A 16,156-nucleotide genomic window follows, 5' to 3' on the forward strand; every position below is an offset into this window, starting at 1 on the left:
CACGGCACGGCAGTGTGTGCCGTGCGCGCGCGCCGGGGCGTCGCGTGTTGCGGCCCCGGCGTTCAAGAAGGAGTGTGGAAATGAAGATCCGATTGGCGTTTATCGCCGCCATCGTGACGGTGGCGGCCGCGACGGCGCCTGGCACGGCGCAGTCGCAAAGCGAGCCCATTTCGCAGGAACGCGCGCATCAGACGATGACCAACGATGCGAATGCGAGCGCCCAGGCGAACACCGATATGTCGTACGGCGGCATGCCCGATACGCGGAGCGCGACGGGGTCGCGCCGCAGCAAGGCGTGCTGGCCTCGTTCGGACTGCGATATATATTTCGGGCAGTGATCGATCAGGCACGAAGGCACGCCGAACAACTCGCGCGTGCCGTTGACGCCTGAGCGATGGCGCGATGCAGAACCTTGCAACGCGCTTTCTGACGCTTGACTCAAGGCAAGCGCGGGCTTAACACGTGCGTGTCAAAGCCTTAAACGCGTAGCGAAATGAAAGGCGGCAGCTTTATTGCACGGCCTCACTGCACGGCGGTCTGCAACAATCCCACCACGCGTTGCAGCGGCACGAGCAGATCGGGCGCGATGGCGTAGAGCGGGCCGAGCGTCTGCGAAACGTCGCGATAGTCCATATGCGCGTGGCCCGCGTCGTCTTCCCAGACCACGAGGCGCAGCGGCAACTCCAGCGCCGCGTGCGGATTGGCCGCCATGACCGGCGTGCCCGCCTTGGGATTGCCGAACAGGATCAGCCGCGTGCGGCGTAAATCGAGGCCGGCGAGCGCGGCGGCCTCGCGCTGGTCCACGTCTGCGAACACGACGGCGCCTGCGCCCTCCAGGGCGGTCTTGATGTGGGCGATCGTCGTGTCGAAGTCGTGGGCGCTCTTGAGCGTCACGACGGATGAGGGGTGTTGCCCGTGCCCGGTCGTCATGGCTGGTGCTCCTTGGTGGACGCACGCGCGTGCGTGTACGAATTCGCACTGTAGTCGATAAAGACGACAGCCTGAAGGCGAATCCATCTCACGACGCTTGGGCGCGCCTGAAACCGCCAGAGCACGAAGCCACTACTCCCTTAAATGGCACCCTGCAGGCAGGTCTTTTCGCTCCAGCCATAGAGCCACTGCACCGCGTCGTAGAACTGCTCCTGGGTTCGTCCGACCCACAACGAGTTGCGCACGAGCCGCTCGACGCCCTTCGCGTGATAGATGCGGCCCATTTCGCGCGCCGAATACAGCACGCGCGCAGCGCGCGGAATGCGGGCCTTCTCGTAGATCGCGAACGTCTTTTCGAAGTCGCCGTTTGCCGCCTCGTAAGCCGCGCCCAGCGCGACCGCGTCCTCGAGCGCCTGGCAGGCACCCTGGGCGATATATTGCGTCATCGGATGCGCGGCGTCGCCGAGCAGCGTGGCGCGGCCGAAGCTCCAGCGCTCGACCGGATCACGGTCGGCGGTTGCCCAGCGCCGCCACGAAGTCGGACGATCGAGCATCTGGCGCGGCTTCGCATGCACGCCTTCGAAATACGACAGCACTTCTTCCTTGCTGCCGTCGTGCACGCCCCACACTTCCTGCTCGCGGCTATGGAAGGTGACGACGAGGTTGTACTGACGCCCGCCGCGCAGCGGATAGTGCACCAGATGGCAATGCGGACCGGCCCACACTACCGGAGCGTTGATGCGCAGATCCTCGGGCATATTGTCCGTTTCCACCACGGCGCGATAGACCACGTGGCCCGTCACGCGCGCATCGTCGCCGATCAGCTTCGCGCGGATCGCCGATTTCACGCCATCGCAGCCAATCACGGCATCGGCGCGATAACGCTCGCCGTGCTGGTCGGTCAGCGTCACGCCGCTTTCGTCCTGTTCCAGCGTCTGCACCTGCGTGCTGGTGCGGAACTGGATCAGCGGATTGCCCTGCACCGCTTCGAGAATCGACAAATGGATATCCGCGCGATGAATCACCGCATACGGATTGCCGAATCGCTCGCGAAAGCGCTCGCCGGTTTCCACACGCGCGACTTCGCTCGCATCGGTGGCGTCCATCAGATTGAGCCAGTCGGTGTAGACCGCGCGCGTGCGCGCCGCTTCGCCCGCACCCAGTGCATCGAGCGCATGGAAGGCGTTAGGCCCGAGCTGAATGCCCGCGCCAATCTCGCCGATCTTCTCGGCCTGTTCCAGCAGCAACACCCGCACGTTGCGGCGAGCCAGCGCAAGCGCCGCTGCCAGTCCGCCAATGCCGCCGCCAACCACGATCACGCGCGGTCCGGTTTGATTCGTTGTACTCATGGTAAATGTCTCCTCTGACCGGATCACGCAATATAGTCGGGTTGCCGTTGCGGCTGCGCCTGCATAAAGGCCGCATGCGTCTGCGCATGCTCATACACCGCCATCGCACGCGGATACGCCGCGAGATCGCAGCCGAACCGCAAGGCGTTGCCGATCTGCGGAATCAGGCAGCAATCGGCCAGTGTCGGCTGCGCGCCGAAGCACCACGGGCCTTCGCTGCGCGCACGCACGAGCAGACGCTCGACGCCCGCCATGCCCTCCGCGATCCAGTGGCGATACCACGCATCCTTTTGCTCAGCCGTAACTTTCAGCACATCCTGCAGATAACGCAGCACACGCAGATTGTTGACCGGGTGAATATCGCAGGCGATCAGATCGGCGAATTCGAGCACGCGTGCGCGTTGTTGCGCGTCGGCGGGAATCAGACGGGGCTCGGGATGCTGCGCGTCGAGCCAGTCGATCATTGCCAGCGACTGCCCGAGCGGGCCGCCTTCGAGCGCCGCATCGGCCAGCGCCGGCACGGCCGCCGAGGCATTCACTTCGTTCACGTACTGCGACTCGCGATGCGCGAGCGTACGGATATTCACCGGCAGCGTGGCGTAGTCGAGGCCCTTGAGCGCGAGCGCAATGCGCACGCGCCAGGACGTCGAGCTATTGAAAAAACTGTAAAGCTCCACGATCGACACTCCCGCTGCTTCAGACCACGCGCACGCTGAGTTCGCCCAGACGCTCGACGCCCACCTTCATCGTCTCGCCGGCCTTCACCGGGCCCACGCCTTCGGGCGTACCCGTGAAAATCACATCGCCCGGTTCGAGGCGGAAGAACTTCGACAGATACGCCACCGTTTCCGCCACCGACCAGATCAGATGCGACACATCGCTTTTCTGTTTCGTTGCGCCATCGACGCTCAGCCAGAGACCGGCTTGCTCGAAGTGACCGGTTTCGCTCGCGCGATGGATCGGACCCATCGGCGCGGAGCGGTCGAAGGCCTTGCCGATTTCCCACGGACGGCCCATCTCGCGCATTTTCATCTGCAAATCGCGGCGCGTCATATCGAGGCCGACTGCATAACCCCACACATAATCGAGCGCGTCGTCGACCTCGATATCCGCACCGCTCTTGCCGATCACGGCCACGAGTTCGGCTTCGTAGTGATAGTTCGTGGTCTGCGCCGGATACGCGATGTCGAGCGTTTCGTCATAGGCCACCGGCACGATCGAATCGCCCGGCTTGCAGAAGAAGAACGGCGGTTCGCGGTCGGGATCGAAGCCCATTTCGCGCGCATGTGCGGCGTAATTGCGGCCCACGCAATAAACGCGGCGCACGGCAAATTGATCATTCGAACCGGCGACGGGAACGGCAACAGGTGCCTCGGGAGTAAAGACGAATGCCATGATTCTCTGGATGCTCTCTGAAAAGGAATGGGATCAGCTACGCGCTTCGCGCAGCAGATTCAATGCGGCCATCACGGGACGGTCCGAATAGCTGAACAGCACGCTGTCGGCATCGGCGTCGAGTCGGACCGGCGCCCACGACGGCGCGACGAAAACATCGTGCGGCGCGAATTCGAATGCCTTGTCGCCGATATGCGCGGTGCCCTGCCCTTCGACCACGCAACAGACGGTGGCGTCGGTGCTGCGGTAAGTGCGGCCGCGAAAACCCTGCGGCAGAAACTGCATGAAGGTGGCGATGGTGGGCATCGGCCAGCCGCCGGTGGCCGGGTTCACGTAGCGCAGCTTCACGCCGTCCCATTCGTCGAGATCGCCGTGACGATACAGCGTGTCCAGCGCCTCGCGGCTGCGTTCATACGGATAACTAAAGATTGGCGAAGTCGGGTCACTTACCTTATGACGCACCGGCAGCATATTGCTGCCGTAACGCGCGAAGCTGTCGCCTTCGGGGCGCGTGACCGGCTGGGTGTCTTCGGGGAAATTCTCGGCGAAACTCGCGTCGAGATGCGCAACCAGCGGAATATCCAGACCGTCGAGCCAGATCACCGGCTCGCCGCCATCGTCGAGCGACGGATTGCCGTGGTCGTGCCACGTCCACGAAGGCGTGATGATGAAATCGCCCGGATGCATGGTGGTGCGCTCGCCGTTCACAGCCGTCCACGCGCCCTTGCCTTCGACGATAAAGCGCAGCGCCGACTGCGTATGCCGATGACTCGGAGCGATTTCGCCGGGCAGGATCAGTTGCAGGCCCGCGTAGAGATTCGGCGTCACGGCCGATTTGCCGGGCAGGCCCGGATTCTCCATCACCAGCACGCGGCGCACGGCTTCGGCCGCGCTGATCACGGAACCGGCCTGCATCACCAGTTCGCGGATCTGCGCGTATCGCCAGTGAGCGGGCTGCGCCTTGGGATGCGGCGACGCCGAAACGAGCGTGTGCAGCGACTCCCACAGCGGCGAGAGTTGCTGGCGAGCGATGCGCTCGTAGTAGGCGGCGCGGGATTCGTTTTGAACCGTCGACATCGGTGTCTCCTTTTTTTGGCGGCGCGCGGCGCGCTTGTGAGTGCTGCGCGCGGCCGGATTCGATCTGCAACGAGTGAATTTATAGGCCTGCGAGGCATACCCTGTAAAATGACAAATTCATCTCATCCATATAGTTCTTGATATACCTTGGAGCGCGCGTCATGACGGACTGGACTCATCGGCTGCGGTTACGGCATCTGGAATTGCTGCTCAAAGTCGGCGAAACCGGCAATCTGAGCCAGTCGGCGGCGGCACTCAACACCACGCAGCCGGCGCTGTCGAAATGGCTCAAGGAACTGGAGGAAGACATCGGCCTGCCGCTGTTCGAGCGGCACGCGCGCGGGCTGCGGCCCACGTCCTATGGCGAGGCGTTGATCGCGCACGCGCGCCGGATCGCCGGGCATCTGGATAGCGCGCGCGACGACCTGGCCGCGCAGCGCGACGGCGGCAGCGGGCTGGTGGCGATCGGTACATCGGGGGTGTCGGCGGCGGATACCGTGCCGATGGCGGTCGCGCGACTCGTGAAAGACCTGCCGCGCGCGCAGGTGCGCCTTGTCGAAAGCACCATGAATCTGATGATGCCGCAGCTCATGCGCGGCGAACTCGACATCGTGGTCGGGCGCACCTCCAGCGAGGCCATCGATCCGCTGCTGCAGGGCGAAGTGCTGTACCGCGAGCGCATCAACTTCGTTTGCGGGCTGGAGCATCCGCTCGCCGCGCGCGAGTCGATCGACTGGGACGATGCGTTTGCGTATCCGTGGATCATCTGGCCCGAGGGCACGCCGGTGCGCAAGGCGCTGGAAACGGCGCTCGCGGCGGCCGGGCGCGGCCTGCCGCGACATTGCGTGGAATCGAATTCGTCGATCCTCAACGTCACGCTGCTCAATCAGACGGCGCTACTGGGCGTGGCGTCGCATCGCGCGGCCATGCGTTTTGCGCGGCTCAACGCGCTGCATGTCCTGCCGATGCGGCTGACGGGTTTTGGATCGGTGTCGATGTACTGGCGCGCGGACAGCGCGAACCGCGTGGCCGTGGCGCTTGCGCTGACGCATTTGCGTGCGTGCGCACGCATCGGCGTGGAAGGCGAGGAGGAGTGGAACGAGGAGGAAGACGAAGACCGGCTCGCAGCGGCGGCGCATGCAAGGAAAGCACCGCGCAAAGCGGCGAGCAAGGCAGCAGCAAACAACCGCACCAACAAACGGGCAAGCGCATCAAGTCGATGACGCGCTCGCCCGGAAGCGCTTAAAGCATCGGCGTGAGTTTCTGGACCTGCTGCGCGAAATGTTCCTTGTCGGCGCCGTCGAGCGCGGTACGCACGGGCAGATCGACCGTCAGCGGGTCTTGCGGCACGTTATCCACGTGCACTTCGTAATGCAGATGCGGCCCGGTCGCCCAGCCGGTCTTGCCGACATAGCCGATCACCTGGCCCTGCTTCACCTGCGCGCCCGCACGCAGCGACTTCGCGAAACGCGAAAGATGCGCGAAAGTCGTCGAGTACTCGCCGAAGTTCTTGATCTTGATGACGCGGCCATAGCCCAGTTCCCAGCCCGCGAACGTCACCGTGCCTTGCGCCGTGGCGTGGATCGGCGTGCCGATGGGCGCCGCGAGATCGACGCCTTCGTGCGCCGCCCAGCGGTGCGTGACCGGATCCAGGCGCTCCGGCGAAAATTCCGACGAAACGCGCGTGAAGTTCACGGGATAACGCAGGAAGGTCGGCGCGGCCGGGCGGCCGTCGGCGCGATAGTAGAACGCCTTGCCGTCCAGATTGCGGTAGAGGAACAGGTCGTGCGATTCCTTGCCCGTGGAGATGCGCATGGCGACGGGCGTGGCGTCGGCGTTCGCTGCGCTGCCAGTCGTTGCATCCGCAACCGTCGCGGCCGACGCCGAAGACGCCGCAGCAGCCGAAGCCGCCACCTGAGTCGTGCCGTTGCGGAACACGAAGCGCACTTCGCTGCCCGGACGCAGATCGTGACGGAAGTCGATCCGCCCTTCCAGCGCGTGCGCGAGCTTCGCGGTGATCGCGGCGTTGATGCCCATCTGATCGGCGGCTTCGGAGAAGCTGTGCTTGACCTGCACGGTTTCGACCCGGTACGCGGGCACGGCGGGTTGCACGACGGGAGCCGGCGCGGGAGTGGGAAGCTGAGCGACTGCGGGCACTGAGGCGCGGCGGGCGGCTTGCTCGGGCATGTCGTCGGATGCATGCAGCGAAACATCGTCGCCTGGCTTTGGCAACTGGTGCGAAAGCCATGCTGTGCAGACCGTGCTGAGAGCGGCCACGATGAACGCCTTGCCCGCGACTCCCGAAGATGTCGTCGATACGAGCTTGGGCATCTACTGGGTACGGATTACTGGCAGAAAACCGCGCGATGCGCCGTTTTCGGGGAGACATCGACGCCGTTGCAGCGACGATGAACGAAGGCACCGAGACTAACGGACGATTCTTAAGCGAAACTTAAAAAACTGTCAAAAGCGTTGAATCCCTGTTTTTAACGGATCGATCGCGGCAATTTACAGAGGAATCGTGAATTTTGCTGCAACCCCTTCGATCTTCGCTATGCCAGCGGCATCGCAAGCGGGTCCGCCCTTCGGTCGAACGCCTCCGAACACCCGCCACGCCACATTTTTAAATAAGAATGATTCTCATTTCTTGACGGACGTAATGGGGCGCAATATTATTCTGACCATTCCAAAGACGTCGCCATTTGACGTCTACCTGGCGCCTAACGTCGTCATTGTCAGCTATTCGTAATGTTCGCGGATCGAGCGCCGAAGCCATGCTGCCTTCCCCACGGATCGCAGCCGCAGGCTCACCCTCGATAAGCACTGCTATGGAGATTCAAGAAAATGAGTTGGGGCGACGAAAGCACAGTTTATGACGTAGTCATCAACGGCGAAGAGCAGTACTCGATCTGGCCGACCTACAAGGCCATGCCGGCCGGCTGGCGCGCCACCGGCAAGCAGGGCAGCAAGGCCGATTGCCTCGCGCACATCGACGAAGTCTGGGTCGACATGCGCCCGCTTTCGCTGCGTCAGGCGATGGACGAAGCCGATCAAGCCGCCACCGCCGCGCGCTGACGAGCCACGCATGCAACCCATTCGACTGTTCTGTCTGCCCTATGCGGGCGGCGCGGCGCATATCTATCGCGACTGGCCGCGCGACGTGCCGGCATGGCTCACGGTTACGCCGCTCCATCTGCCGGGGCGCGGCCTGCGCCTGCGCGATCCGCTCGAACCGCGCTGGGATCGTTTGATCGACGATCTGGCTGGCAGCATCGTCGCTTCGCTGGGTCACGCTTCAGACAGCCCTTTCGCGCTGTATGGCCATAGCCTGGGCGGCCTGATCGCGTTCGAACTCGCTCATGCACTGCGCGAGCGCATCGGCCGCGAACCGGTATGGCTCGGCATTGGCGGCTGTCCCGCGCCGGCTTTTCAGACAGTCGAAAACGCATGGCTCACCTGCCCCGAGCAGACCGTGATCGCCGAACTCGAACGCTTCGGCCAGACCTCGCCGGAGTTGCTGGCCAATCGCGAGTTCGTCGAGATGATCCTGCCGGTGGTACGCAACGATTTTCATCTGTACGGCACCTGGCGCGCCCGGCCGCGCGCGCCGCTTGCCGGAGCGCTGCATGTATTCGGCGGCCGCACCGATCCGGCGACGCAAGATCTCGCGTCGCTCGACGGCTGGCGTAGCGAAACGTTTGGCGCCTTCGAGCGCAGTCTGTTCGACGGCGGTCATTTCTTTATCGACGCCCAGCGTCGCGCGCTGCTCGACACCATCACCAGTTCGCTCAACCTGATCGGTTTGCTCAGGTCGCGGCGGGACCGGATCGAGCAGCCCTTCCCGGCTTGAACTGACGGACCGGCGGCGCATCGCGGACAGCGACGCCGGCCTCTCTCATTCATAGGATTCCTCTCCAATGAACACCAGCGCCTTTCCTCCCCTGTTCGATTTTTCCGCGCAATTGCCGGAGCGTGACAGTTTCATGCAACTGCTGCGCGAATTCGCCGCCACCGACGCGTTTCGCAGCGCGACCGTGGACGAACTCGTGCTCGACGGCGACTTCTTCCGCCGTCCGCTGCGCCCCGAGGATTTCAGCTTCCTCCAGTACCGCAAGCCCGTGCGCGCCGATAACGTGAGCCGCCTGCCGTCGCTCGCGACCAACCGCACGCTGCTGACCATCAACGAACTCGACATCGCCCGCGCGCCCGGCGCCGACGCCACCGCGCAACGCCACTGGCAGGCGTTCTACTCGGCCAAACCGCGCCTGCTGGGCGCGCAGATGGTGCCGTATCTGGAAGCCTACGCGTTCGACTATCTCGGCAACGAAGCCCAGCCCGGCGAAGATGCGCAAACGATTGGCGCCCGCCTGCGCGCCGTGATCGACGACGAAATGGCGGCCTGGTCGAATCATTTCGACATGCTGATGAAACGCGACTTCCTCGAAAACGGTCTGCGTTTCATCATGATCCAGCGCTGGGCGACGCTCACCACGCGCCGCACCGCGCTCGAACGCGCGCGCGCCTCGCAGTATTTCGACTGGCTCGAACCGACCGCGCAGCCCAGCCTCGCCAGCAAGCTCCCGGACGACACCACCTTCGCCCGCATCGCCCGCATGTGCGGCGTGACCGCGCCCACGCATTCGTACTGGCAGTTCTATCTGCCGACCACGCTGCAGCGCTGCAACCTGCTCTACGCGCTCGGCTCGCGCCCGGACCGCGCGTTCGCGCTCGCCGGCGCGGCCTTCGTGGCCGAAGCCGAACATCTCGCCTTTGGCGCCGCGCTGCTGCGGGCCTGCGCGCATATCGCGCCGGACGCCGCCGCCCAGACGGACTTCGACGCGCTGAGCACGCAGTTGCAGCGCCGCTTCGCCCAGGCCATCGACACGCTGGTCGAACATCACGGCGCGGCGGCGCTGCATACGTTCGCGCAAGGCGTGGCCGGTGCGCAACTGCTGGGCGCGCGCGCTCGCTGGGACCTGGGCGAACAGCTCAGCTGGCTCTCGCAGATCGACACGTATATGAATTACGCGCGCCAGATTCACGACCGCATCGAGCGCGACTTCCCGGATATCGATCGCGATACCTTCGTCGAGCCGCAGGAAATGTGCTCGACCACGCACGTGCATAACGAGCATCGTCTGGTCGTGATCGAAAGCGGCGACATGATCTTCTGGGGCAACCTCGGCATGCAGTTGAAGATGCATCCGGGCGATATGGTGCTGATCCCCGACGGCCGCCTGCACGGCTCGACCGTCGTATCGGATTCGTGCACCTACCACCAGCCGATCATTCCCAACGAGTGGATCGCCGACCTCAAGCCCGTGCCGCAACGCGCGCGCGAAGCCGTGGCCACGCCGGGCTGAGCGCCAGCGCCCGCGCCACTGACCGGGACAACGGCGCGTCCGGCATCCGCCGCATTCGCGATACAAGCGGCGCAAGCAGCACAAGCAACACAAGCAGCACACAGCACAAACCGCGCCCTCGAAGCAGCCTGCCTCGAGGAGCGCGCCTCCGAGGCTCAGTCATAGAGCCGCATTCCTCCGACCAGACACCTGCCCGGCGCGCCCGACGCGCGCCGGCTTCGCACACGCTCGCCTATTTGGAGTCATCCATGCAGCTACCCATGGACACGGCCAGTACCACGGTCCAGGACGAAACGATCAATCCCGGCGATTGGCGCTCGCGCATCATTCTCGGCCGCCAGGTGGGCGAGCAGGCGTTCGACCGCCCGCTGCCCGCGTGGCTGGAAACCTCGTACGAACGCCTGCGCGCCGACGTGATGGACCCCGGCTATCCGTGCTTCTTCGGCACCCAGGCCGAGAAGCGCGGCGAAATGTTCTATTCGTGGATCGACGGCAAGGACATCTCGACGCTGCCGCAGACGATGGCGATGTTCGCCGAACTCGCGAACCTGCCGCAGTACGAGAAGAACAACATCGCGATCTTCTTCGAACCCGATGTCGAGCCGCTGTCGCACGCGGCCTATCACGACGCCTTCTGGCAGACGCTGCAATACCTGCACGATCACGATCCCGATCCCGCCGTCGGCCAGCAGGTCGACCCGTCGGACCCGGACTGGGAGTTCTCGTTCGCGGGGCTGCAGACCTTCGTGGTGTGCGCGTGCCCGTCATTCGGCGCGCGTCACAGCCGCAACCTCGGGCCCGGCATGGTGCTGCTGTTCCAGCCGCGCGCCGTGTTCGTCGACAAGGTCACGAACCGCGCGATCAGCACGCAGGCGCGCTCGGAAGTGCGCCGCCGTCTGAACATCTGGGACGAAGTGCCGCCGCACGCCGATCTGGGCTATTACGGCGACACCGAAAATCGCGAGTGGAAACAATACTTCCTGCCCGACGACGAAACGCCGAACTTCGGCGCCTGCCCGTTCCTGCGCCGCAATCCGGGCCTGCAACAGGCGCTGGCCGCGCAATCGCACGAACCGGCCGCTGCATCTTACGACGCACCTGAGGACGCACCTGAGGACGCACCGGCGGCCACGCTGCTCGACGCCATCGCCACCCATCTTGCGCGCCAGCCCGAGCAGATCGCCATCCGCTTTCTCGCCGATGGCGAACACGACGAGCGCACGCTGACCTGGCGCGAACTCGACCATCGCGCCCGCACGCTCGCAGCCGCGCTGCGCGAACGCGTGGGCAGCGGCGAGCGCGCGCTGCTGATGCTGCCGTCCGGGCTCGATTACGCGACCTCGTTCCTCGCCTGCCTGCACGCGAACGTGATCGCCGTGCCGGTTTATCCGCCCGACGCCACCCAGGCGCAATCGTTCGAGCGCCTGCTGGCGATTCTCGGCGATGCGGGCCCTGCGCTGCTGCTGACCGACCGCGCGCATGCCGCGGCCGTGCAGGCCTTCGCCGCAGCACGATCGACCGAAGCGACCGACGCAACCGATTCGACCGACGAAGACAGCGGCACCGCGCCCGAAACGCTGATCGTGGACGACCCCGCGCTGGTGCGCGCCGTCACGCCGCTCGAAGCGCGCGCTGTCGATCCCGCGTCGATCGCGTTCCTGCAGTACACGTCCGGCTCGACCAGCACGCCCAAAGGCGTCATGGTCACGCACGCGAATCTGGTCGCGAACGAGCGCGCGATTGCGCAATCGATGGCCTTCACGCCCGCCGACACGATGGTGAGCTGGCTGCCGCTCTTTCACGACATGGGCCTGATCGGCGGCCTGCTCGCGCCGCTCTACGTGGGCTTTCCGCTCGTGCTGATGACGCCGCAGCACTTCCTCGAAGCGCCCGCGCGCTGGCTCAAGGCCGTCGCCGCCTGGCGCGGCACCGTGAGCGGCGGCCCGAACTTCGCGTTCCAGTTGTGCGCCGACCGCGTGCGCGACGCGCAACTCGACGGCCTTTCGCTCGATAGCTGGCGCGTCGCGTTCTGCGGCGCGGAGCCGATCCGCGCGCAAACGCTCGAATCCTTCGCCGATCGCTTCGCCGCCCACGGCTTCGGCGCGAATGCGCTGTATCCGTGCTACGGCCTCGCGGAAGCCACGCTGCTCGTGAGCGGATCGACGCCGGGCGCGGGCATGGGCGTGCGTCACGTCGACGCCGAGGCGCTGGCGCAAGGCCGCCTCGAAGCCGCGGCGGAAGAAGAAGGTCTCGCGCTCGTCAGTTGCGGACGCGTCGCGCAGGCGCATCGCGTGCGGATCGTCGATACGCGCACGCAAGCCACGCTCGACGAGGGCGAAATCGGCGAAATCTGGGTGCAGGGCCCGAGCATTGCCGCGGGCTACTGGAACAACCCGCAGGCCAGCGCCGAAACCTTCTGGCAAGAGCAGGAAAATGTCTCTGGGCACGCGCCGCGCTGGCTGCGCACCGGCGACCTCGGCTGCATGAGCGAGGGCGAACTGTACGTCACGGGCCGCGTGAAAGACCTCATCATCGTGCGCGGCCAGAATCACTATCCTCAGGATATCGAAGCAACTATCGCTGCTCGCGTGGCGCGCGCCCGTAAGGGTCGCGTGAGCGCGTTCTCGGTCGAGATCGATGGCGTGGAAGGCATCGGCGTCGCGGCGGAAGTCTCGCGCGCCGTCGCCAAAACCGATCCCGCCGAACTGTTCGCCGAGATCAACGCGGCGGTTGCGCAGGCGCATGGCGAGCCGGTCAGCGTGATCGCCCTGCTCGCGCCCGGCGACCTGCCGCGCACGTCGAGCGGCAAGCTGCGCCGCAGCGCCTGCGCCAGCGCGTGGCGCGACGGCAGCCTGCCCACGGTGGCCGTTTATCGCCGCGAACACGACGCGCTCTCGCTTGCGCGGGCGCCGTATCGCGCGCCGTCGGGCGAACGGCAAACGCGTATCGCCGAAGCGTGGCAGGACGTGTTCGCGATCACGCCCATCGGCGCCGATGACGACTTCTTCGCACTCGGCGGCGACTCGCTCAAGGCCGCGCGTCTGGCGGCGCGCCTGAGCGCGGCGTGCGGCGTGGCGCTGCCGGTGCGCGCGCTGTTCACGGCGCGCACGGTGGCCGCGCAGGCAGCGTGGATCGAAGCCGCGCTCGCGCAGCCGTCGAGCGAAGCACGCATCGCCGAAGCCGCCATCGACATCGTTGCGGATGCAACCATGCCGATGCCGCTCTCGCCCGCTCAGGAAGGCCTCTACTTCGAGTGGAAGCTCGCGCCGCAGAGCAGCGCGTATCACGTCAGCGGCGCGCTGCGCGTGCGCGGCCCGCTCGACGCCGCGCGCCTGCGCGACGCGCTGTTGCAAGTCTGCGCGCATCACGACGCGCTGCACATGCGCTTCACGGAACACAACGGCATCGCGGCCCAACAGCGCGAGGACGCCCCGCGCGTGCGCTGGCAGGCGCTCGATTTGAGCACGCGCGACGCGGCCAGCCGCGAAACCCATCTGCAGGACACGTTGATCGTTGACGCGCTCGCGCCCTTCGACCTGCATCGCGACGCCCTGCTGCGCGCCACGCTCGTGCGTCTGGACGCCGAATCGCACGTGCTGCAGTTCACGTTGCATCACATCGTCGCGGATGCGTGGTCGCTCGGCCTGCTCACGCAGGCGCTGTTCGCGGCCTACGACGGCCGCATGCCGCCCCGCGCCGATGCGGCAGCGGACAACTATCTCGCCAGCCTCCAGCGCACGCGGGGCGCAACGGGAGAAACGCAAACGCAACTCGACTGGTGGCGCAGCGCGCTCGACGGCGATTACGCGCCCGCGCTCCTGCCCGAAGGCCGCCGCGAAACCCTCGCCGCTACGCCATCCCGCGTACAGGCCGGCGCGCGTATCGAACGCCATCTGCCGAGCGCGCGGGTCGATCGGGCCGAACGCCGCGCGCGCGCCCACGGCGTCACGCTGCCGATGCTGCTGCTCGCGAGTTTTGCCGCGCTGCTGCACCGCTACGGCGGCCAGAACGCCCAGAGCGATCTGCGCATCGGCGTGCCGCTGAACGTGCGCCGCGAAGACGAACAACACACCTTCGGGTATTTCATCAACACGGTCGCGGTGCGTCTGGGCGTGAGCGGCGCGCAGCGCTTCGACGCGCTGCTGCACGCCACCCGCGACGCACTGCTCGACGCCCAGGCGCATCAGGACGTGCCGTTCCATCGCGTGGTGGCCGCGCTCAAGGCGCGTGCCGGCAACGCACGCGCCAATCCGTTCGATGTCGTGTTCAATTTCGATCAGGTCGACTGGCAACAGTCGCTGCACGCCGACACGCTGCAACTCGACCGCTTCGATCCCGGCCCGCAGGCCACGCCCTTCGATCTCGCGCTGAACGTGTCGCGCGAGGCGCGCGGCCTGCGGTTCGCGTTCGAATACCCTGCCGATCTGTTCGAGAGCGCCACCATCGACGCTTTCGCCGATGCCTTGCTGACGCTCGTGGACCAGGCCGCGAACAGCGACGTGCGCGAAGTGCGTGACTTCCTGCTGGAATCGCCGAAGGCCTCAACGCAAACGGCAACGCAAACCCCGACACAAACCGCCGCCATCGAACCCGCCGTACCCGCCGCGCTCGTGGCCGTGGCGCGCACGGCCACGGCGCATCCCGACCGCGTGGCGCTCGAATGCGAAGACGCGCGCCTGACTTACGGCGAGCTCGACCACTGGTCCGACCTGATTGCGCAACAACTGCGCGCGGCCGGCGCCACCATCGATACGAATATCGGCCTGTGCGTGCAGCGCACGCCCGGCATGATCGCCGCGCTGCTCGGCATCTGGAAAGCGGGCGCGGCCTTTGTGCCGCTCGACCCCGCCTATCCGGCAGCGCGCCTGCAACACATGCTCGACGACGCCCGCGTGCGCGTGGTCGCCAGCGACGCCGCGAGCCTCGCGCAACTGGACCCGCTGTTCGCGCACGTGCGCACGCTCGACATCGGCGCGAGCGAACAGACGGCCCGCGAGCTGGCGCATACGCACGCCGCGCCGCGCGCTTTCGCGGTTCCGCATCCCGGCCAACTGGCCTACACGATCTACACGTCCGGCTCGACGGGCACGCCCAAGGGCGTCGCCGTCAGCCATCGCGCGCTGGCGCTGCACCTCGCGGGCTTTATCGCGACCTACCACATCGGCGCCGACGATTGCCAGCTGCAAAGCTCGACGATCAACTTCGACGTCGCGCTGCACGAACTGCTGCCCGCGCTCATGCAGGGCGGGCGCGTCGTCATGCGCGGCAGCGCGGCGTGGGATCTCGACACGCTCACGCGCCGCCTAGTCGAGCGCGGCGTGACCTTCGCGCGCCTGCCCACCGCGTACTGGCAGCAATGGCTGCAATCGCCGCCCGCGCGCGAATCGCTGCGCGCGCTGCGCCAACTGACCGTGGGCGGCGAGGCGCTGCCCGGCGACGCGCTCGCGCGCTGGCAGAGCGGCCCGCTGCGCGGCATTCGCGTCGATAACCTCTATGGCCCGACCGAAACCACGGTGGCCTGCCTGCATCGTGCGACCGATGCCTACGACGCCAGCCAGCCGATCGTGCAGATCGGCAAGCCGTTCCCGGCGCGCAGCGCGTGGGTCGCCGACGCGGATGGCAACGCCGTGCCGGTGGGCGCGGTGGGCGAACTGTGTATCGGCGGCGAAACGCTGGCGCGCGGCTACGCGGGGCGGCCCGCCCTCACCGCCGAGCGCTTCGTGCCCGACCCGCACGGCAGTCCAGGCGCGCGCTGCTATCGCAGCGGCGATCTCTGCCGCCGTCGAGCCGACGGCGGTTTTGACTTTTTGGGCCGCATCGACCGGCAGATCAAACTGCGCGGTTTCCGCATCGAACCGGGCGAGATCGAAGCCGCGCTGCGCCAGTGCGAAGGCGTCGGCGAAGCGGCCGTCGAAGCGCGGTCTGAAGGCGGGCAACCGCCACAACCGCAGGCTGGCGTTACTCCGGCGGCCTGACTGGATCGAAAGCATGACTGACGTAACTGCCAACCCCGCAGCGACCCCCGCAGTGAATCCTGCCGCC

General features: G+C 66.2%; 12 protein-coding genes. 6 read left to right on the forward strand and 6 right to left on the reverse strand.

What is annotated here, in order from left to right:
* Positions 1-80: 80 nt before the first annotated feature.
* Positions 81-338 (forward strand): hypothetical protein, encoded by a 258-nt coding sequence (locus G3N59_RS11130; RefSeq protein ID WP_205982626.1) that lies wholly within the window; start codon positions 81-83, stop codon positions 336-338.
* 184 nt (positions 339-522) lie between these two features.
* On the opposite strand, the gene G3N59_RS11135 is transcribed toward G3N59_RS11130, so the two are convergent.
* From G3N59_RS11135 to gtdA, 5 genes are all read right to left on the reverse strand, one after another.
* Entirely contained in the window at positions 523-930 is a 408-nt protein-coding gene (locus G3N59_RS11135; protein WP_205982627.1) for a DUF302 domain-containing protein, read from the reverse strand.
* Between the two features lie 140 nt (positions 931-1,070).
* Positions 1,071-2,279, reverse strand: a complete 1,209-nt coding sequence (locus tag G3N59_RS11140; RefSeq protein ID WP_205982628.1) for a 3-hydroxybenzoate 6-monooxygenase — start codon at positions 2,277-2,279, stop codon at positions 1,071-1,073.
* 23 nt (positions 2,280-2,302) lie between these two features.
* The gene (maiA, locus tag G3N59_RS11145) at positions 2,303-2,956 is read right to left on the reverse strand and encodes a maleylacetoacetate isomerase (RefSeq protein WP_205982629.1); all 654 of its coding nucleotides are present in this window, start codon (positions 2,954-2,956) and stop codon (positions 2,303-2,305) included.
* Positions 2,957-2,975: 19 nt separating this feature from the next.
* A complete protein-coding gene (locus G3N59_RS11150) occupies positions 2,976-3,674 on the reverse strand; it encodes a fumarylacetoacetate hydrolase family protein (RefSeq protein ID WP_205982630.1) in 699 nt (232 codons plus the stop codon).
* 33 nt (positions 3,675-3,707) lie between these two features.
* Positions 3,708-4,751 (reverse strand): gentisate 1,2-dioxygenase, encoded by a 1,044-nt coding sequence (gene gtdA, locus G3N59_RS11155; RefSeq protein ID WP_205982631.1) that lies wholly within the window; start codon positions 4,749-4,751, stop codon positions 3,708-3,710.
* Between the two features lie 161 nt (positions 4,752-4,912).
* Here gtdA and G3N59_RS11160 point away from each other — a divergent pair, with 161 nt between their 5' ends.
* On the forward strand, positions 4,913-5,974 hold the full coding sequence (locus G3N59_RS11160; RefSeq protein ID WP_205982632.1) for a LysR substrate-binding domain-containing protein: 1,062 nt from the start codon (positions 4,913-4,915) through the stop codon (positions 5,972-5,974).
* A gap of 19 nt (positions 5,975-5,993) precedes the next feature.
* Here the strand turns inward: G3N59_RS11160 and G3N59_RS11165 are convergent, their stop codons facing one another.
* Positions 5,994-7,082, reverse strand: a complete 1,089-nt coding sequence (locus G3N59_RS11165; protein WP_241023345.1) for a peptidoglycan DD-metalloendopeptidase family protein — start codon at positions 7,080-7,082, stop codon at positions 5,994-5,996.
* Between the two features lie 513 nt (positions 7,083-7,595).
* Here G3N59_RS11165 and G3N59_RS11170 point away from each other — a divergent pair.
* The 4 genes from G3N59_RS11170 (at position 7,596) to G3N59_RS11185 (ending at position 16,089) form a co-directional block, all read left to right on the forward strand.
* Complete coding sequence (locus G3N59_RS11170; protein WP_205982633.1) at positions 7,596-7,826, forward strand: MbtH family NRPS accessory protein; 231 nt, start codon at positions 7,596-7,598, stop codon at positions 7,824-7,826.
* Between the two features lie 10 nt (positions 7,827-7,836).
* On the forward strand, positions 7,837-8,601 hold the full coding sequence (locus tag G3N59_RS11175; RefSeq protein WP_205982635.1) for an alpha/beta fold hydrolase: 765 nt from the start codon (positions 7,837-7,839) through the stop codon (positions 8,599-8,601).
* Positions 8,602-8,668: 67 nt separating this feature from the next.
* On the forward strand, positions 8,669-10,114 hold the full coding sequence (locus G3N59_RS11180) for a peptide synthetase (RefSeq protein ID WP_205982636.1): 1,446 nt from the start codon (positions 8,669-8,671) through the stop codon (positions 10,112-10,114).
* A 248-nt stretch (positions 10,115-10,362) separates the two neighbouring features.
* The gene (locus tag G3N59_RS11185) at positions 10,363-16,089 is read left to right on the forward strand and encodes a non-ribosomal peptide synthetase (RefSeq protein ID WP_205982639.1); all 5,727 of its coding nucleotides are present in this window, start codon (positions 10,363-10,365) and stop codon (positions 16,087-16,089) included.
* Positions 16,090-16,156: the final 67 nt, after the last annotated feature.

This window comes from Paraburkholderia sp. Ac-20340, from assembly GCF_017104965.1.
GTDB lineage: Bacteria > Pseudomonadota > Gammaproteobacteria > Burkholderiales > Burkholderiaceae > Paraburkholderia.

Coding starts and splice junctions, on each gene's coding strand:
- G3N59_RS11130 (WP_205982626.1), top strand. CDS start 81: ATGAAGATCCGATTGGCGTTTATCGCCGCCATCGTGACGGTGGCGGCC.
- G3N59_RS11135 (WP_205982627.1), bottom strand. CDS start 930: ATGACGACCGGGCACGGGCAACACCCCTCATCCGTCGTGACGCTCAAG.
- G3N59_RS11140 (WP_205982628.1), bottom strand. CDS start 2,279: ATGAGTACAACGAATCAAACCGGACCGCGCGTGATCGTGGTTGGCGGC.
- G3N59_RS11150 (WP_205982630.1), bottom strand. CDS start 3,674: ATGGCATTCGTCTTTACTCCCGAGGCACCTGTTGCCGTTCCCGTCGCC.
- gtdA (WP_205982631.1), bottom strand. CDS start 4,751: ATGTCGACGGTTCAAAACGAATCCCGCGCCGCCTACTACGAGCGCATC.
- G3N59_RS11160 (WP_205982632.1), top strand. CDS start 4,913: ATGACGGACTGGACTCATCGGCTGCGGTTACGGCATCTGGAATTGCTG.
- G3N59_RS11165 (WP_241023345.1), bottom strand. CDS start 7,082: ATGCCCAAGCTCGTATCGACGACATCTTCGGGAGTCGCGGGCAAGGCG.
- G3N59_RS11170 (WP_205982633.1), top strand. CDS start 7,596: ATGAGTTGGGGCGACGAAAGCACAGTTTATGACGTAGTCATCAACGGC.
- G3N59_RS11175 (WP_205982635.1), top strand. CDS start 7,837: ATGCAACCCATTCGACTGTTCTGTCTGCCCTATGCGGGCGGCGCGGCG.
- G3N59_RS11180 (WP_205982636.1), top strand. CDS start 8,669: ATGAACACCAGCGCCTTTCCTCCCCTGTTCGATTTTTCCGCGCAATTG.
- G3N59_RS11185 (WP_205982639.1), top strand. CDS start 10,363: ATGCAGCTACCCATGGACACGGCCAGTACCACGGTCCAGGACGAAACG.